This is a genomic window from Flavobacterium sp. 2 (assembly GCF_049949195.1).
Taxonomy (GTDB): domain Bacteria; phylum Bacteroidota; class Bacteroidia; order Flavobacteriales; family Flavobacteriaceae; genus Flavobacterium.
This window is the reverse complement of sequence record NZ_CP188206.1, coordinates 2,474,045-2,492,100: the sequence shown is the minus strand read 5'-3', so window position 1 is coordinate 2,492,100 and position 18,056 is coordinate 2,474,045. Positions and strand designations below refer to the sequence as shown.

General features: G+C 32.5%; 15 protein-coding genes and 1 tRNA gene. 12 read left to right on the top strand and 4 right to left on the bottom strand.

Features of this window, described 5'->3' with window-relative positions; genetic code table 11:
• Window position 1 precedes the first annotated feature (1 nt).
• A complete protein-coding gene (locus tag ACNFIH_RS10675; protein WP_426486597.1) occupies window positions 2-1,498 on the bottom strand; it encodes an MFS transporter in 1,497 nt (498 codons plus the stop codon).
• Between the two features lie 190 nt (window positions 1,499-1,688).
• On the opposite strand from ACNFIH_RS10675, the gene ACNFIH_RS10670 reads away from it, so the two are divergent.
• A complete protein-coding gene (locus ACNFIH_RS10670; protein WP_426486596.1) occupies window positions 1,689-2,255 on the top strand; it encodes a hypothetical protein in 567 nt (188 codons plus the stop codon).
• Window positions 2,256-2,378: 123 nt separating this feature from the next.
• Here ACNFIH_RS10670 and ACNFIH_RS10665 read toward each other — a convergent pair.
• A tRNA-Phe gene (locus tag ACNFIH_RS10665) sits at window positions 2,379-2,454 on the bottom strand.
• A gap of 104 nt (window positions 2,455-2,558) precedes the next feature.
• Here ACNFIH_RS10665 and ACNFIH_RS10660 point away from each other — a divergent pair.
• From ACNFIH_RS10660 to ACNFIH_RS10630, 7 genes are all read left to right on the top strand, one after another.
• Window positions 2,559-3,293 carry a type III pantothenate kinase gene (locus tag ACNFIH_RS10660; RefSeq protein ID WP_426486595.1) on the top strand — a complete coding sequence of 245 codons (735 nt, stop codon included), beginning with the start codon at window positions 2,559-2,561 and terminating at the stop codon, window positions 3,291-3,293.
• Window positions 3,286-4,515, top strand: a complete 1,230-nt coding sequence (locus tag ACNFIH_RS10655; RefSeq protein WP_426486594.1) for a hypothetical protein — start codon at window positions 3,286-3,288, stop codon at window positions 4,513-4,515. The genes ACNFIH_RS10660 and ACNFIH_RS10655 overlap by 8 nt, the downstream gene beginning before the upstream one ends.
• Before the next feature lie 50 nt (window positions 4,516-4,565).
• Window positions 4,566-5,117, top strand: a complete 552-nt coding sequence (gene lptC, locus ACNFIH_RS10650) for an LPS export ABC transporter periplasmic protein LptC (protein ID WP_035645811.1) — start codon at window positions 4,566-4,568, stop codon at window positions 5,115-5,117.
• Between the two features lie 5 nt (window positions 5,118-5,122).
• Complete coding sequence (locus ACNFIH_RS10645) at window positions 5,123-5,317, top strand: hypothetical protein (protein WP_426486593.1); 195 nt, start codon at window positions 5,123-5,125, stop codon at window positions 5,315-5,317.
• 2 nt (window positions 5,318-5,319) lie between these two features.
• A complete protein-coding gene (locus ACNFIH_RS10640) occupies window positions 5,320-6,579 on the top strand; it encodes a hemolysin family protein (protein WP_426486592.1) in 1,260 nt (419 codons plus the stop codon).
• Between the two features lie 108 nt (window positions 6,580-6,687).
• Window positions 6,688-8,787, top strand: a complete 2,100-nt coding sequence (locus tag ACNFIH_RS10635) for a peptidylprolyl isomerase (RefSeq protein ID WP_426486591.1) — start codon at window positions 6,688-6,690, stop codon at window positions 8,785-8,787.
• Window positions 8,788-9,156: 369 nt separating this feature from the next.
• Window positions 9,157-9,513: a hypothetical protein gene (locus tag ACNFIH_RS10630; RefSeq protein WP_244289958.1), complete on the top strand. Its 357-nt coding sequence runs from the start codon at window positions 9,157-9,159 to the stop codon at window positions 9,511-9,513.
• Window position 9,514: 1 nt separating this feature from the next.
• Here ACNFIH_RS10630 and ACNFIH_RS10625 read toward each other — a convergent pair whose 3' ends face one another.
• Together ACNFIH_RS10625 and ACNFIH_RS10620 are read right to left on the bottom strand one after the other, a co-directional pair.
• Window positions 9,515-10,423, bottom strand: a complete 909-nt coding sequence (locus ACNFIH_RS10625; RefSeq protein ID WP_426486590.1) for a GYDIA family GHMP kinase — start codon at window positions 10,421-10,423, stop codon at window positions 9,515-9,517.
• Between the two features lie 11 nt (window positions 10,424-10,434).
• The gene (locus ACNFIH_RS10620; RefSeq protein WP_426486724.1) at window positions 10,435-11,748 is read right to left on the bottom strand and encodes a hydroxymethylglutaryl-CoA reductase, degradative; all 1,314 of its coding nucleotides are present in this window, start codon (window positions 11,746-11,748) and stop codon (window positions 10,435-10,437) included.
• Window positions 11,749-11,928: 180 nt separating this feature from the next.
• Here ACNFIH_RS10620 and ACNFIH_RS10615 point away from each other — a divergent pair, with 180 nt between their 5' ends.
• From ACNFIH_RS10615 to ACNFIH_RS10600, 4 genes are read left to right on the top strand one after another with little or no spacing between them, the layout of a single operon-like run.
• Complete coding sequence (locus tag ACNFIH_RS10615) at window positions 11,929-14,100, top strand: S9 family peptidase (RefSeq protein ID WP_426486589.1); 2,172 nt, start codon at window positions 11,929-11,931, stop codon at window positions 14,098-14,100.
• A gap of 34 nt (window positions 14,101-14,134) precedes the next feature.
• Window positions 14,135-16,003 (top strand): peptide MFS transporter, encoded by a 1,869-nt coding sequence (locus ACNFIH_RS10610; RefSeq protein ID WP_426486588.1) that lies wholly within the window; start codon window positions 14,135-14,137, stop codon window positions 16,001-16,003.
• 1 nt (window position 16,004) lies between these two features.
• A complete protein-coding gene (locus ACNFIH_RS10605; RefSeq protein ID WP_426486587.1) occupies window positions 16,005-17,489 on the top strand; it encodes a peptide MFS transporter in 1,485 nt (494 codons plus the stop codon).
• Between the two features lie 52 nt (window positions 17,490-17,541).
• Window positions 17,542-18,009: a thioredoxin family protein gene (locus tag ACNFIH_RS10600; RefSeq protein ID WP_035645789.1), complete on the top strand. Its 468-nt coding sequence runs from the start codon at window positions 17,542-17,544 to the stop codon at window positions 18,007-18,009.
• Window positions 18,010-18,056 lie beyond the last annotated feature (47 nt).

Here is an 18,056-nt window from a genome sequence, read left to right as displayed (position 1 = left end):
ATTAAAGGTGATTCGTTTTGTTTTTATTGTCAATGTAAACCATTCCAATTACAAAGCAGATTGAAGCAATTATAATTGGATACCAAAGACCTTCAAGATAAAATTCCGGTTTTCCATTAGATTTTGCATGTGTTACGAAATACGTTGAAATTGCAGGCAGCAAACCTCCAAAAATCCCATTCCCAACATGATAAGGAAGTGACATTGAAGTATATCTGATTTTAGTTGGAAACATCTCAACTAAAAAGGCTGCAATTGGTCCGTAAACCATTGTAACAAATAAAACTTGAATGAAAACGAGGAAAATTAATGTCCATTCGTTTTCAGAATTTATTTTGACTGTAACACTGCTTTGCGATTCTTTTTTATCTGCAAAAGCAGTTTTCTTTTCTATATACGAAGTACCGTCGGTATAGGTTTTAGAAATTGTTGTTACAATATCGTTATTTTTCTTTATTTCAGTATTTTGAATTGTTTTTGCAGTAATTTCTGTCTTATAGGTGACGTCAGTTGTATTGTACATCATTTTATAGATTGGCCTGTAAAACAAAATAGCCAAAAGCATTCCTGACATCATGATATATTTTCTGCCAACTTTATCGCTAAGCCATCCAAAAACAATAAAAAACGGAGTTCCTAGTAGCAGGGCAATTCCTAAAAGTTCATCAACTTGAGAAGAATCAATATTCATGACCGTTTTCATGAAACTCATAGCGTAAAATTGTCCAGTGTACCAAACTACGCCTTGTCCCATTGTGGCACCAAAAAGTGCCAGCAAAACAAATTTCAAATTGTATCTGTTTCCAAAACTTTCTTTTAATGGATTTGTGCTAGTGGTTCCTTCTTTTTTGGCTTTTGCAAAAACAGGAGACTCATCCATGTTTTTTCGGATTAAATACGAAACGCCAACCATTACAATAGAAACCCAAAAAGGAACACGCCATCCCCAAGTATCAAAATCTTCAGCAGAAAGCACATTTTTGGTAGCCAAAATGACCATTAATGATATAAATAAACCTACAGTTGCTGTAGTTTGAATCCAGGATGTCCAATATCCTTTTTGTCCTGCAGGTGAATGTTCGGCCACATAAGTTGCAGCGCCGCCATATTCTCCGCCTAAAGCCAGTCCTTGAAGTAAACGAAGTATTAGAACTAATAAAGGTGCTAAGAAGCCAATAGTTTCATAACTAGGAATACAGCCTATTAAAAATGTAGAGCCACCCATTAATAATAAAGTGGCCATGAAAGTATATTTTCGACCAATAATATCACCTAGTCTCCCAAAAAACAAAGCGCCAAAAGGCCTTACAACAAATCCAGCGGCAAACGTAGCTAAGGTTGATAAAAATGCTGCGGTTGGATTATCACTCGGAAAAAATTTTGTCGAAATAACAACAGCTAAACTTCCAAAAATATAAAAATCGTACCATTCAATCATTGTTCCCATCGAGGACGCCGAAATAACTTTCCAAATACCTTTAGTAGAAGTTTTGCTCATAAAACTGTTTTGTGTACTTAATAATGATTAAATAATAAAATTATAGTTTTACGAATATATAAGATATTTTGTTATTCAGTTAGTACTTTTTTAACAAAAACTATTAATTTGTTGACATTCTAAATTACAGTAATTTAATTTAATCAGAAGAATTTTATATTTGAAAAAAGGTCTAGATTTTTTATTGAAAATGAAACAAAGTATCGTGGTAATTTTATGTGCAATTTTTATTTCTTGTGGAAATAAAAAAAATGTTGTTTCGGCGGCAAACAGGTATAATTGTAAAGTTATTCCAGCGACATCAAAAGAAGTGCAGGAACAATATTTGCATTTTATAAAAGATTCTGACTTTTCTAAAACGGAATTTGAAAATTTCAATAAAATAAAAAAAGGGGTTTTGCTTTATAATTGGCAAGAAGGAAGTGGAAGTAATAAGTTTTTAATAGTGAATTTTGATAAAGAGTTTAGTTTTTTTATTAAGTCGAAAGGCTTTACAAAAAAGAAAGATTTTGTTTTAGAAGATAAAAAGAAGCTAAATTCTATTTTGGAAGTTTTAGAAAAAGGAAGCTACTATCAAAGTTGTGACAGATTTGATGGACATTCTAATTTATATGTATTAATTATAAGGTGTAATGATGAAATAAAAGTTCAGTATTTCTCGCCTTTTACAAATCTTTATGAAATAAAAACATCGGATAGAAATGTGAATTCAATTAAGGAAGTTTTTGAAATAATGCAAAGGAACTATTATAAATAACAATAAAGAAAAAGTAAAAGCTTAAAAATAAACTTCTTCGAGCTTTTGCAGAAAACTTAGCTCTTAGTTGTAAAACTAAAAATTATTAAAAAACAAAAAACCCGAATATTGCTATTCGGGTTTTGGTGGTACCTCCAGGGATCGAACCAGGGACACATGGATTTTCAGTCCATTGCTCTACCATCTGAGCTAAGGTACCGTCTTGTGCTCAATGCGGGTGCAAAGATAGAATCATTTTTCGTTTATCCAAAACATTTTTTTAAAAAAATCAATTCGTATCTTCGCAATGGTAAAAAAATAGATATGATTTTAACGGTCGATGTTGGTAATACACGAATTAAAGCAGCTGTCTTTGAGGAGAATAATGTATTGGAGAATTTTGTTTTTGAGAAAACTGAGCTCGAAAAAAAAATTGAAAAAATATTGAAAAAATTTCAAAATTGCTCTGATTTAGTTGTGGCTTCAGTTGGAAATATTGAAAAAGAATCTTTTTTGACTTTCGAAAATCGATTGAATGTTCATTTTTTTTCTCACGAAGATGTTTTTCCATTCCATAATCAATATGCGACTCCAAAAACTTTGGGAATTGACAGAATGATTTTGGCGGCGGGTGCAACGCTGCAATTTCCTAAAAAAAACAGATTAGTTATTGATGCCGGAACTTGCATTACCTACGATTTTATCGACGAAAACGACAATTATTTGGGCGGCGCAATCTCACCAGGACTTAGATTGCGATATGAATCTCTGCATCAATTCACAGCCAAACTGCCTTTGTTGACTTTTGAAGAGCCTGAAAATTATGTAGGAAACTCTACTAAACAAGCTATTCATTCAGGAGTTGTCAATGGCTTCGTCTATGAGATTGACGGTTTTATCGATGAATATCGAGCAGAATTTTCAAATTTTATAATAATTTTAACGGGAGGTGATGCAGAATTTTTGGCTAAACGATTAAAAAATACCATATTTGCCAATTCAAATTTCCTACTAGAAAGTTTGAACCAAACATTTCAATATAAAATCGACAATGATTAAAAAAATTATAATAAGTGCTTGTTTACTTATCTCGTTCGTTTCATTTGCTCAGCAAGGTACAGCTTCACCATATTCTTTCTACGGAATTGGAGATGCAAGATTCAAAGGTACTCTGGAAAACAGATCTATGGCTGGTGTTTCAATAGAACAAGATAGTATTCACTTGAATGTTGATAATCCTTCAAGTTATGCGAGTTTAAGACAAACTACGTTTACAGTTGGAGGAAGTTTTGGTACTTCTAATTTAAAAAATGATACACAATCTGAAAAAGCGCAGAGAGCGACTTTCGATTACTTAGCTGTAGGAATTCCGATGGGGAAATTGGGTGCGTCTTTTGGTTTGGTTCCTTTAACTTCTGTTGGATATAAAATCTTAAATGACAATACAGATACTCCTGGAGCTACAAACAATCAGTTTGAAGGAAAAGGAGGAGTTAATAAAGTATATTTTGGTTTAGGTTATAAAATCAAACCAAATTGGAATATTGGTGCTGACATGCAATATAACTTTGGTTCAATTACTACAACAAGTATTGAAGCAATTACCGGAGTTCAAAATTCAACAAAAGAGACAAACAAATCAGAATTGTCAGGTGTTAATTTTAACATCGGGACAATGTATCAGACAAAAATCGATAAAAAAATGACGTTGTTCACGAGTTTGAACTACACATTTGCAAGCACATTAAATGCGCACAATGTTAGAACTATTGCGGTAGATGGCGATCCTGACCCAATAACAGCTGATCCATTTGATGCAAAATTAAAAGTGGGTAATAAATTGACACTAGGCGCAGGAGTTGGTTCGCCGAGAAAATGGCTTGTAGGAACAACACTTGCTTTTCAGGGAGCGGGTCAATTTGAAAATTATTACAATTCAAGTGATGACGTTCGCTACGAAAAATATTCAAAATATGCTCTTGGAGGATATTATATTCCTAACTATACATCATTTACAAATTATTTTAGTAGAGTTACCTACAGAGCTGGTCTGAAATATGAAAAAACAGGATTAGTTATTAATAATCAGTCTATTAATGATGTTGGAATGACTATTGGTGCTGGATTCCCAATCACAGGATCTTTTTCAAATGTAAATATCGGAATCGAATTTGGTAAAAGAGGTACTACTTCTGCAGGTTTGATTCAGGAAAATTATTTGAACTTTAGCGCAAGTTTCTCTTTCAATGACAGATGGTTTAAACAGCGTAAAATCGAGTAATACCTCAGTTATATTTTTATAAGCTCATTACAATTTACTACTTTTGGCGAATGAATTTACCAAAAAGATATATTATAACCGTTGTCACAGTTCTTGCTGTGACACTGTTTTTTGGGTGCGAAAGTAATTTTAAGGAAGTGCAAAGAAGTAATTTTGCAGAATTTGTTCCAGGAAGTGATGTTGATACTGTAAATATCAAATATACTGATTCAGGTCGTATAACAGGTATTTTGATAAGTCCTAAAATGCTGGATTATTCTAATCTTGAATTTCCATTTACAGATTTTCCAAAAGGAATAGATGTTACTTTATATGATAAAAAGCAAAAGCGTACTTTTATTAGATCAAATTACGCAGTTTCGTATAAAGATACCGGAATAATTGATTTGCAGGGAAATGTAAAAATCACTTCAGAAGCGGGCCAGGTTTTAGAAACCGAACAGCTTTATTTCGATCAAAAAAATGAATGGTTTTACACCGAAAGAAAATTTAAACTTACCGATGCTAAAGGAGTGTCAACCGGACAGGGAATAGATTTTAGTAAAGATTTTAAAATGATTAATTCACAGCGTATAAGCGGTGAAATTGAATCAAACGAATAGAAATTATGGGTTATTTAAAATACATACAATACGTATATATTGCATTTGCAGTTTACTTCATTTATGATGGAGTTACAAAAATGAATGAAGGTGCCGAATCCTATCCATTGAGTTTTGTAATTGCAGGAATGGCAATATTTATGTTTTTCTTCAGGAGAAGATTTGTCAAAAAATTTGACGACCGAAACAAAAAACAATAAAAATGGAAATTAGTATTATAATATTGTGTTTAATACTATCAGCTTTTTTTTCGGGAATGGAAATAGCTTTTATTTCCTCCAATAAAATTTATCTTGAAATCGAAAAAAAACAGGATAACTTTTTATCAAGAATCTTAACCAGACTAACCCAGAATCCTTCAAAATTTATTGCTGCAATGCTTATTGGCAATAATGTAGCATTGGTTGTTTATGGTTTTTACATGGGAGATTTAATTCTTCAATGTTTTGTTGGATTAGGATTTCAATTTTCTGCTTTGACAAGTCTGCTTGTTCAAACTACGCTTTCGACTTTTATTGTTTTAATAACAGCCGAATTTCTTCCGAAAGTGTTTTTTCAAATTTATGCAAATTCATTAATTAAGTTTTTTGCTGTTCCAGCTTATCTTTTTTATAAGCTATTCTATTATATTTCGACATTTTTTATTTGGATTTCCGATTTTGTTTTAAGGAAATTTTTTAAAACAGAAGGCGATCAGGTACAATTGTATTTTAGTAAGGTAGAATTAGGAAACTATATTACCGAACAGATGAACGCTGTCGAAGATGATGAAGAAGTTGATTCTGAAATTCAGATTTTTCAGAATGCATTGGAATTTTCAGGAGTAAAAGCGCGTGATATTATGACGCCTCGTACAGAAATTGTGGATATCGACTTATTTGAAAGCGTTTCAGACTTAAAAGCGCTTTTTATTGAAACCGGTTATTCTAAAATAGTTGTAAGTCAAAATTCGCTCGACGATATTGTAGGATACGTGCATTCTTTTGATTTGTTTAAAAAACCTAAGACGATCAAATCTGTTTTAATGACGGTTGAATTTGTCCCAGAAACAATTTTAATCAAGGATGCATTGAATCTGCTCATTAAAAAAAGAAAAAATGTTGCAGTTGTTCTCGATGAATATGGGGGCACTTCTGGAATTATTACAATCGAAGATATTGTTGAAGAGCTTTTTGGTGAAATTGAAGATGAGCATGATTTGGATGAAGAACTTGTAGAAGAGGAATTAGGAGAAGGGAAATATTTATTTTCGGCCCGATTAGATGTCGAATATTTAAATGAAACCTATAAATTAGAAATTCCAGAAGAAGACTCATACGGAACCTTAGGCGGTTTTATAGTCAATTCTACTAAGAAAATTCCGCAAAAAGGAGACGAAATTGTAATCGATAACTATCATTTTGTGATAGAAGAGGCAACAAATAAGAAAATTGAATTAGTGAAAATGTCCATAAAAGACTGATTTTTTTTAATAATTAAAAAAATTGTTGAAAATAAAACGCTAGTTGTATTGTTATTAACTAGATAATTGTATTTTCGCAAACTGAATATAAAATTAACGATAATAAAAATGGCAGTTTTAGCAAAAATTAGACAACGTTCCGCGTTATTGATAGGAGTTATTGCACTTGCATTATTTGCATTTATAATACAAGATCTATTTAATAAAGGAACACTTAGTCAAAGTTCAAAAGATGTGGGAAGCATCGACGGAAAAGATATTTCATTTGAAGACTTTAGAGTTAAAGTTAGTAATGTTGAAAAAAGTGGTCAAGGAATTACTTCCACTGAAGCTGCAAACAGAGTTTGGGATCAAGAGGTTTCAATCGCGTTGTTATCTGCTCAATTTGATAAATTAGGATTGAGAGTAGGTGAAAAACATTTAATTGAAGTTTTAAAAGCAGATCCAAATATTGGTAAAAACCCAATGTTTTTAAATTCAGCAGGAATGTTTGATGTAGTAAAATTTAAAGACTATTTCAAAAGTAATCCTGAAGCAGCACAATATATTTCTCAAAAAGAAAAAGATGCTGAATTAAACGCAAAATTCCAAATCTACAATACATTAATCAAATCTGGACTTTACACAACTGCTAGTGAAGGAAAGTTAAAATATGAAATGGAAGCTAATAAAGTAAACTTTAGTTATGCTGCTGCTTTATATTCTTCTATCAAAGATAGTGAAGTGAAAATCTCTGATGATGAGATCGTAGATTATATGAAGAAAAACGAGAAAAAATTCAAAGCGGATGAAACTCGTGAAATTCAATACGTTTTAGTTGAAGATAAAGCTTCAAAAGAAGACGAGGCTGAAATCAAAGCTAAAATTACAGGATTGTTAAACGGAAGTGTTGTTTACAATGCAAAAACTGGTAAAAATGATACTTTAGCTGGTTTTAAAAATGCTACAAACATTGCTGAATTTGTAAACTCAAATTCTGATGTTCCTTACGATTCTACTTATGTTCCTAAAAATGCTTTACCTGCTGTAGATGCTGATAAATTATTTAGTTTGCCTGCTGGAGCAATTTACGGACCATATGTTTACGGAAGGTACTATGCTATTTCTAAATCTTTAGGATTTAAAGCTGGTGTTAACGCAAAAGCAAGTCACATTTTAATTGCTTATGACGGATCACAAACTCCAAACGCAAAAGAAAAAAGAACTAAAGAAGAAGCTAAAGCTAAAGCTGAAGAGATTTTAGCTCAAGTTCAGGCTAATCCAGATAGTTTCATGATGCTTGCTTTTACAAGCTCTGATGATTCATCTGCGCAACAAGGTGGTGATTTAGGATATTTTGGTCAAGGCCAAATGGTAAAACCATTCAATGATTTTGTATTCAATAACGGAATTGGTAAAGTTGGATTGGTTGAAACTCCATTCGGTTTCCACATTATCAAAATTACTGACAAACAAGACGGAATTCGTTTAGCTACAATTGCTCAAAAAATCGAGCCTTCTGAAGCTACTTCTGATAAAGTATTTACATTGGCAACGAAATTCGAAATGGATGCTGCTGATAAAGATTTTGCTGCTACAGCAAAACAATTAGGATTAAAAGTTGCTGCTCCAGTAACTGCAAAAGCTATGGATGAGCAATTTGGACCATTAGGAAACCAAAGAAGCATCATCAGATGGGCATTTGATAAAGAAACTAGTATTGGTGACGTAAAACGTTTTGAATTAGCTAATATTGGTCACGTAATTGCTCAATACAAAAGCGAAAACAAATCTGGTTTAGTATCTGTAACTTTGGCTAGACCTTATGTTGAGTCAATCTTGAAAAACAAGAAAAAAGCGGAGATCTTAAAAGCTAAATTAACTGGTTCTACAATCGAAGCGATCGCTAAGAGTGCTGGTGTAGCAGTTCAACAAGCAACTAATGTTACTATGGATAATCCAGTTTTGCCAGGTGGAGTTGGACAAGAGCCAAAAGTTGTAGGAAATGCATTTGCTTTAGCAGCAAATAAAGTTTCTGCTCCAATTGAAGGAAATACTGGAGTTTATGTAGTTAAAAATATTAGTACAGTAAAAGCTCCTGCAATTGCTAACCACGCAGAATATGTTGCAAAATTAAAATCTCAAGGTGCATCTGATTCAAGCAGAGTTTTACCAGCTTTGAAAAACAATGCTAAAATTGAAGACAATAGATTACAATTTAACTACTAATTAGAAGTTAAAACCAAAAATAGCAAACCCGAAACAGTAATGTTTCGGGTTTTTTATTGAAAAAAAGTGATTAAAAATCATATTTTGTAGTCCATAAAGACTATTTTTTTGTAAGTTATATAGGAATAATAGAAATATAATTTAAAAAATTTGGGTTATTAGAATTATTGCACTTAATTTGTTAAAATTTTTATTTAAACAGAATAAATTTTATCCGTACGATATTTAAAAATAGTGAGAGAAAAATGAATAAGTACTTTAATAATCAGATCGTTAATGTTTTTTGCGTTTAAACTTTTTAGAAGAAAACCGAGAATATATTCCAAAATTGAGAATCATATTTACGGGATCATTATTGAGCTTTTAAAAGTGAGCAGTACTGATATCAATGTTGATGAACTAGGGGGCAAATATTACTTGAGTAATGAGGAGCAGCACTTTAAAGTTACAATCTTGAGTAATGATTATGTGATTCGATTAACGAATACACGTGATTCTGTTGCTGAAAAATATGATAAAGGATTTGTTGAAGATGTTTTAAAAGCTGTAAAAGAAGAAAAACATCGAAGAATGGAACTTGTCTATGATTCAATCAATAATAGTATTGAAAAAATGGCAGAACGACTTCATAATACACTTATCGAATCGAATGAACTTGAAAATCAAAAAGTTCGCCATTTGCAATCAGAACCAGAATTTGCTGAAGATAAAAAAGCCAATACTTAAATTATAAAATCATTTCTTCATAAGTAAGAATGGTTTCATATCCTTTTTTTTGAAAATAGGCTGTCGGATTTTCATCTGCAACTACCATTACAAAATCGCCACCCCAAGCTCCAAGACTTTTAATTGCGCCATTGAAATCAGGAAATGCCTTTTCTTTTATGGTTTGGATTTCAAGAATATCACTCAAATGATTTTCATGTCTTTCAATTGCGCGGGTAAATTCCTTTAATGTTTTAGAGTGCAGGATTGCATTAGTAATTTTGTTGTTTTCGGCTACACTTTTAGCTAGATTTTGATCTTTGTGTTTGTTGTAAGCATGAATCGCCGCTTTGCTATTTTGTTTTTTGTTTAGATAAACAAAGAAAATGTTTTTTGTAAAATCAGGATTGAAAATTACTGGTTCAACACTGTTGTTTTCTATTTTATAAAGAATAGGAGTGTCGTTTTGAGCGCACGCAATATCGTAGCCACTTCCGCCAAAGCTGTTTCGCAACAAGGTAAAAGCATTTATTTTTGTCCATTGCGCGATATTATTGATCAAAGTCGAAGAAGTGCCCAATCCCCAATTTCTCGGAAAAGTAAGGTTTGTTGTGATTTTATATCCTTCAGATTGATTAATAAAATCTGGATTTAATAAATAAGCTTCATGAAGAATATTTATAAGAGTTGTTTTTACAGTTTCAATTTCTGATTCAACATTATTGACAACCTCTTCAAAAGAAATGGTATTTTCAAACCAAAGTGTATTGTCGTAATCGTAGCTTTTCCAATCAATGATTTTGTCTTTGGCATTTTCAACAATTAAATTCTGTCCAAATTTAGTTGGCAATGCAAAGGCATCTGCACCGTCTAAAACGAGATATTCTCCAGAGATGAATAATTTTCCGTTACTGTAAAATGTTGTTGGCATGAAGCTCCTAATTATTTTCTTAAATTTTCGATGAACTCAACGACAGCACTGTGTGAAACTGCTGTTTTCTTGAAATGCGCTTTAATTAATTGACGCTCTTCATGAGTTGCTTCAAATTGGTTAATAATATTATTAAGGTGCATTTTCATATGTCCTTCCTGAATTCCAGTTGTGGTTAAAGAACGTAATGCAGCAAAATTTTGTGCAAGACCTGCAACAGCTGTAATTTCCATTAATTCTGTTGCCGAAGGTTTCTGAAGAATTTCTAAACATAATTTTACCAATGGATGCAATGAAGTCAAACCGCCAACTGTTCCTAAGGCCAATGGTATTTCTGTCCAGAAAGTAAAAATTCCGTTTTCGATTTTTGCGTGTGACAAACTTGAATATTGTCCGTTTCTTGATGCATACGCGTGAACTCCGGCTTCGATTGCTCTAAAGTCATTTCCAGTTGCTAGAACAACAGCATCAATTCCATTCATAATTCCTTTGTTGTGCGTTACGGCTCTAAAAGGCTCGACTTCGGCAATTTGAACAGCCTGAACAAAACGTTCTGCAAATTCCTGCGGATTTGTAATATGTTTTTCTGCTAAATCTTCAATTGGACAAGAAACTTCAGCTCTTACAAGGCAATGCGGAACATAATTCGATAAAATACTCATGATTACCTGAAGCGAATCTTCTTCAGAAAACAAATCAGAATTTTGAAATTCTTCTTTTAGAGTCGAAGCAAATTGTTCCAGACATGAATTGATGAAATTGGCTCCCATGCTGTCTTTTGTTTCAAAAGTCGCATGAAGCTGAAAGTAATTTTCAAGTAGATTTCTTTTGTCTTTTAATTGAATGTCCAAAATTCCTCCGCCACGTTGTTGCATATTTTTAGTAATGCTTTGCGTTTCAGAGAAAAATTTTGGTTTTATTGTCGCAAAAAAAGATTGAAGTTTTTCAGCATCTCCATTAAAGGTAAAATGAACCTGACCAATTTTTTCGGTATTAATTATAGTCGTTTTGAAACCGCCTCGTGTTGACCAGAATTTTGCTGCTTTTGATGCTGCTGCAACAACAGAGCTTTCTTCAATTGCCATTGGAATGGTTTTGTAGTTTCCATTAATTAAGAAATTAGGGGCAACTCCAAGTGGGATATATAAATTGGTGATTGTGTTTTCAATAAATTCATCATGAAGTTGCTGAAGCTTTTCGTCTGAATTCCAGTAATTTCTTATAATATTTAGAGCCTCTTCAGGAGTAGAAAAATATTCGTTGGCAATCCAGTTTATTTTTTCTTTTTTGGATAATTTAGAAAATCCGGCAACAGCGTTGTTCATTCTCAATGTATTAAATAATAATGTGTGCACAAAGATACTATTTTAAGAGTTTTTATTGCAATCTATTTCAGACATGAAAGTACGCAATCGTTATTTTTTTTAACATTTAACACTTAAAATGTGTATTATGTTTATTTTTTTTATTAAAATTGGGCTCTTTTTATATTTAAAATAATTATAATGAATACAAGTAAATTTACTGCAGTACTTTTATTTTTAACTGCGGTTGTTTTTGGACAGCAGAAAATAACTGTCGAAAACATTTTTGGAGGTACATTTCGCGCTAAAGGAATGGACCAAATGCAATCCTTAAAAAATACCAATCAATATACTGTTTTAAATGTCGATCAGGCAAGCAGAAGTATGCAAGTTGATTTGTATGATTTTGCAACTTTAAAAAAGGTTTCAAATTTAATTGATACAAAAAACTTCAAAGAGCTTGCAGAGGGAATTGATGCTTACACTTTTGATGCTTCAGAAAAGAAGATTTTGATTGCTTGTAATTCAAACAAGATTTTCCGTCACTCTTTCACTGCCGATTATTTCATTTATGATATTGCAGGAAAAACTTTGACAAAATTGGTTGATTCTCAAATTCAGGAGCCAACTTTCTCACCTGACGGAACAAAAATCGCTTATGCAAAACAAAATAACCTTTATATCTACGATGTAGCTTCAAAAAAAGCGACTGCCGTTACAACAGACGGAAAGAAAAATGCTATTATTAATGGTATTACGGATTGGGTTTATGAAGAAGAATTTGCATTCGTGCGGGCATTCGACTGGAGTAAAGACAGTAAAAAACTAGCTTATATTCGTTTTGATGAAAGCCAGGTTCCGGAGTTTTCAATGTCAATCTTTCACAAAGATTTATATCCAACAATTGAAACGTTTAAATATCCAAAAGCAGGAGAAAAAAATTCAGTAGTTTCATTACATATATATGATGCTGCAGGGAATACTTCGAAAAAAGTTGATTTAGGAAATTACAATGATTTCTATATCGCGAGAATGCAATGGACAAATGATAATAATGTATTATCGGCGCAGGTTTTAAACCGTCATCAGGATAATTTGGATTTATTATTTATCGACGGAACTACAGCTGCAGCAAAAGTAGTTTTAAACGAAAAAGACAAAGCTTATGTTGATGTTACAGATAATTTGACTTTCTTAAAAGATAACAGTTTTATCTGGACAAGCGAAAAAGACGGTTTTAATCATATTTATGTGTATGATAAAACTGGAAAACTTAAAAATCAGGTTACAAAAGGAAACTGGGAAGTTACTAATTACTACGGTTTCGACGAAAAAACAAAAACTATTTTCTATCAGTCTACAGAAAATGGTTCTATAAACAGAGCAGTTTACCGTATTTCATTAGACGGAAAAAACAAAGTTGCTTTGACAAATAAAATTGGTACTAATAAAGCGACTTTCAGTCCAAATTTCCAATACTTCATTAATACGTATTCTAGCGCTTCTCAGCCAACGGTTTATACTTTAAACGATGCAAAAGCTGGAAAAGAGATTCAGGTTATTGAAAATAATCAAGCTCTTGCAGATAAACTAAAAGGATTTAATCTTCCTTCAAAAGAATTTTTTGTTTTAAAAACTGCGAAAGGAAATGAATTAAATGCATGGATCATGAAGCCAAAAGATTTTGACGCTTCAAAAAAATATCCAGTTTTTATGATTCAGTATTCTGGTCCAGGATCACAGCAAGTGGTAAACGGATGGGGAAGCTCTAACGAATATTGGTTCATGATGCTTACGCAGCAAGGTTACATCGTTGCTTGCGTTGACGGAAGAGGAACTGGATATAAAGGTGCCGATTTCAAAAAAGTAACACAATTACAATTAGGTAAATATGAAGTTGAAGATCAAATCGATGCAGCAAAAGTAATTGGGGCTTATCCTTATGTTGATGCTTCAAGAATTGGTATTTGGGGATGGAGTTATGGAGGATTCATGGCTTCGAACTGTATTTTCCAAGGAAATGATGTTTTCAAAATGGCAATAGCTGTTGCGCCGGTTACAAATTGGAGATTTTATGACAGCGTTTACACAGAAAGATACATGCAGACTCCACAAGAAAATCCAAATGGTTATGATCAAAACTCTCCTATAAACCATGTTGATAAATTAAAAGGTAAGTTTTTATTGATTCACGGTTCAGGAGATGATAACGTACACGTGCAAAATTCAATGCAAATGATGGAAGCTTTGATTCAAGCAAACAAACAATTTGATTCTCAAATTTATCCAGATAAAGACCATGGAATTTCTGGCGGAAATACCAGAATTCAGCTTTATAATAAAATGAGTAACTTTATCAAAGAAAATTTATAATCTAAAAAATATTAACCTAAATAATAACGAAAATATGGGAGAAACTAAAGTAAAAACTGCGCATCCAAAAGGACTTTGGGTATTGTTTGGAACGGAGATGTGGGAGCGATTCAATTTTTATGGAATGCGAGCTTTATTGACTTTATTTCTTGTGAACTCATTATTGATGAAGGAAGAAGAAGCTTCATTGATTTATGGTGGTTTTCTTGGACTTTGTTATTTGACTCCAATGCTTGGAGGATTTATCGCAGATAGATATTTTGGAAATAGAAACTGTATTTTGCTTGGAGGATTGTTAATGGCAATTGGTCAGCTGTTATTGTTTACAAGTGGTAGTGTTTTTGAAGGAAACGTGCCTTTTGCAAAAACAATTATGTATTGTGGTCTGGGTGCTATCGTTTTTGGTAACGGATTCTTCAAACCAAATATTTCTAGTATGGTAGGAAGTTTATATCCAAAACAAGAAAAAACAAAACTAGATACAGCTTTCACCATTTTCTACATGGGTATCAATATTGGAGCTTTCTTAGGTCAGTCAATTTGTCCTTTATTGGGAGATGTAAAAGATGCTGGAGGTTTTAGAGATGTTCATGCATTTAAATGGGGATTTTTAGCAGCTGCTATAGCAATGCTTTTAGGAACTGTTTTGTTTTATTTCTTGAAAAACAAATATGTAGTTTCTCCAGAAGGACGACCATTAGGAGGTTTGCCATCTAAAAATGTAGCAGAAGATTTTGAAGAAGGAGAAGCTCAAAAAGCTAATTTTTCTACTAAAGCACTTATAATTGCAGGTCTTGCATTTATCGCTTTAGGATTCTTTTTTCATTATGTAGTTGGGCAAAATTTAATTTATACTTTGATTTACTCAAGCGGTTTAGCTTTAGCTGGATTGATTATTTCAGATAAATCATTGACTAAAGTTGAGCGTGATAGAATTTTCGTAATTTATATTGTCTCATTCTTTATCATTTTCTTTTGGGCTGCGTTTGAACAGGCTGGATCTTCATTGACTTTTATTGCAGATAACCAAACGGATAGACATTTCTTTGGCTGGTTAATGCCGCCTTCAATGGTTCAGATTTTTAACGGATTATTTGTTGTGGCACTTGCGGTTCCTTTTAGTATGTTGTGGGATTATTTAAGAGCTAGAGAAAAAGAACCTATTTCTCCTGTGAAATTAGCAGTTGGATTAGTTGTTATTACAATAAGTTTTTTCATGATTGCAAATCAAGTTGCAGGATTAGGAACTTCTGGATTGTTATTGGTTAAATGGCTTATTTTATTGTATTTCCTAAATACTTGTGCAGAGTTGTGCTTGTCTCCAATTGGATTGTCATTAGTTGGTAAATTATCTCCAAAGCGTTTTGCATCCTTATTATTTGGTGTTTTCTTTTTGTCAAACGCATCTGGATACGCATTAGGTGGGACTTTAGGATCAATTTTGCCTCCGACAGGAGATAAATATATCGCTGCCGAAAAAGCACATATAGATTTACAGTCATTATTAGATAATAAAACTGTAGCAAATGGAGAGGAATTATTTGCTTTAGCAAAACTTCAAATTGCAAAAATTGATAAAGAAAAAGCAAAAGAACTTAATTTAGATATCGAAAAGAAAATTGAGACCATTGCCGAAATAAAAAATCAAAGAGATTTTGCGAAAAGAAATAAAACTGAATTTGTAAATAAATTTGTGGCAAAAGACACAACGTTTACTGTAAAAGAATTAAATCTTATAAAAGAGAAACAAGTTATAACTGTTTCGTATCCAAATTTTGCTGGGTTTATTATCCACAACTTATATGAATTCTTTATGGTATTTGTTGTACTTACTGGCGCTGCAGCAATTTTATTATTCGCTTTGACTCCATTATTGAAAAAAATGATGCACGGTGTTAGATAAGATGGAGAATACAATTACACTAGAAGAAATTCAAAATTTTAAAGGCAAGTATCCAAAACAATTGTGGTACTTGTTTTTAGTTGAAATGTGGGAACGTTTTTGTTTCTACGGAATGAGAGGGGTTTTAGCAGTTTTCATGGTAGACCAATTAGGTTTGGTTGAAGGGGAAGCAAATCTTCAATATGGTGCTGTACAGGCTTTTGTTTATGCTTTTACATTTATTGGAGGAATTTTTGCTGATAAAATTTTAGGATTTAAAAAGTCACTTCTTTTTGGAGGAATCGTTATGATTTTGGGTAATTTACTGATTGCTGCAAATCCGCATGATTTCTTTTATTATGGTATAACACTTTCTATTATCGGAACTGGTTTTTTTAAGCCGAATGTTTCTTCAATGGTAGGGGAATTATATCACGAAGAAGATGGGCGCCGTGACGCAGGTTACGGATTGTTTTATGCCGGAATTAATATTGGAGGTATGTTGGGTGGTGCAATTCCTATTTATTTAGGAAAAAACTATTCTTGGAGTTTATGCTTTCTTTCTGCAGCAATTGTTATGGTTATTGGTGTTATAACTTTCCTTTTGACTAAAAAACATCTTGCTCCAATTGGAAATTCTCCATTGCAAAATCAAACTCCTAAAAGACGTAATCTTTCCGAAATCGCAGTTTATGCTGGTTCTATATTGGTAATTCCACTTGTTTACATAATGGTTATAAATTCTGATTATACAGAGTATTTTATGTATACGATAGGAATTTTGGCATTAGTATATTTTATATATGAATTAATAATGATTAAAGAAGGAAAGCAGCAACTTAAGCTGTTGGCGGCATTTATCTTTATTTTTGCGTATTTCATGTTCATGGCTATTTCAGAGCAATCAGGAGGCTCATTGTCTTTGTTTGCAAAAGATAATTTATCTACCAAATTGTTGTTTTTCAATATTGATCCTAATGTGGTGAATAATAGTATAAATTCATTATATGTGATTATTTTTAGTCCATTAGTTGGTTTGTTGTGGATATATATGGCGAAGCGAAAAATTGAGCCAAATACGATTATTAAATTTAGTTTGTCATTCCTTTTACTGGCGGCGGGATTCTTTATTTTTTATGCTGCAAGATTTTTTGTTAATAAAGATGGATTAAGCTCTCTGGATGTTTTTGCTTTAGGATATCTTCTATATACACTTGGAGAATTGTGTATTGGTCCAATTGGAATGTCTGTGATTACCAAGTTATCTCCTAAAAGATTATTTGGAATGATGATGGGATTATGGTTTTTATCTAGTGCATTCGGGCAGTTTGCTGCCGGAAAATTAGGTGCTGAAATGTCAAATGCAAATACAGGAACTACGTTAATGTCTAAGTTGATTGCGTATACTGATGGTTATTATCAATTAGCAATTTATGCAGTTGTTGCTGGTGTTGTTTTCATAATCGCTATGCCATTGATCAAAAAATTAATGCAAGAAGTAAAATAGTTCTTATTTACCGATTCTTTTTTTGTTTAAATTTGTGCAAAAGAAAACTAAGATGAAAAAATTATACATAATCACATTGTTTGTAATTGGAGGTTTTGTGTCTCAAGCGCAGGAGCTAAAATGGTACACTGATGTCAGAGAAGCAATTACAGTAAGTAATAATGTCCATAAACCAATGCTGATGTTTTTCACAGGTAGTGATTGGTGCGGTTGGTGCATACGTTTACAAAATGAAGTTTTGAAAACGCCTGAATTTAAAAAATGGGCTACTGATAATGTGGTTTTGGTTGAATTGGATTATCCAAGAAGAACACCTCAAACTCCTGAAATAAAAAATCAGAATAACGAATTGCAACAAGCTTTTGGAATCCAGGGGTTTCCAACTATTTTTTTTACAAGTGCTGAAACAAAAGATGGAAAAGTAAATTTTAAAGGCCTTGGTCAAACAGGTTACGTTGCTGGTGGTCCAACTGCCTGGCTTACTGTAGCAGATGGTATCGTTAATCCGAAGAAGTCGTAAGATTAAAATATAAATAAAATTGGAGAGCTCCTTGTGTTAATTTACAC

Bases quoted from the DNA above. Each gene is read 5' to 3' on its own strand.
- ACNFIH_RS10675 (WP_426486597.1), bottom strand. From the start codon at position 1,498: ATGAGCAAAACTTCTACTAAAGGTATTTGGAAAGTTATTTCGGCGTCC.
- ACNFIH_RS10670 (WP_426486596.1), top strand. From the start codon at position 1,689: ATGAAACAAAGTATCGTGGTAATTTTATGTGCAATTTTTATTTCTTGT.
- ACNFIH_RS10660 (WP_426486595.1), top strand. From the start codon at position 2,559: ATGATTTTAACGGTCGATGTTGGTAATACACGAATTAAAGCAGCTGTC.
- ACNFIH_RS10655 (WP_426486594.1), top strand. From the start codon at position 3,286: ATGATTAAAAAAATTATAATAAGTGCTTGTTTACTTATCTCGTTCGTT.
- lptC (WP_035645811.1), top strand. From the start codon at position 4,566: ATGAATTTACCAAAAAGATATATTATAACCGTTGTCACAGTTCTTGCT.
- ACNFIH_RS10645 (WP_426486593.1), top strand. From the start codon at position 5,123: ATGGGTTATTTAAAATACATACAATACGTATATATTGCATTTGCAGTT.
- ACNFIH_RS10640 (WP_426486592.1), top strand. From the start codon at position 5,320: ATGGAAATTAGTATTATAATATTGTGTTTAATACTATCAGCTTTTTTT.
- ACNFIH_RS10635 (WP_426486591.1), top strand. From the start codon at position 6,688: ATGGCAGTTTTAGCAAAAATTAGACAACGTTCCGCGTTATTGATAGGA.
- ACNFIH_RS10625 (WP_426486590.1), bottom strand. From the start codon at position 10,423: ATGCCAACAACATTTTACAGTAACGGAAAATTATTCATCTCTGGAGAA.
- ACNFIH_RS10620 (WP_426486724.1), bottom strand. From the start codon at position 11,748: ATGAACAACGCTGTTGCCGGATTTTCTAAATTATCCAAAAAAGAAAAA.
- ACNFIH_RS10615 (WP_426486589.1), top strand. From the start codon at position 11,929: ATGAATACAAGTAAATTTACTGCAGTACTTTTATTTTTAACTGCGGTT.
- ACNFIH_RS10610 (WP_426486588.1), top strand. From the start codon at position 14,135: ATGGGAGAAACTAAAGTAAAAACTGCGCATCCAAAAGGACTTTGGGTA.
- ACNFIH_RS10605 (WP_426486587.1), top strand. From the start codon at position 16,005: ATGGAGAATACAATTACACTAGAAGAAATTCAAAATTTTAAAGGCAAG.
- ACNFIH_RS10600 (WP_035645789.1), top strand. From the start codon at position 17,542: ATGAAAAAATTATACATAATCACATTGTTTGTAATTGGAGGTTTTGTG.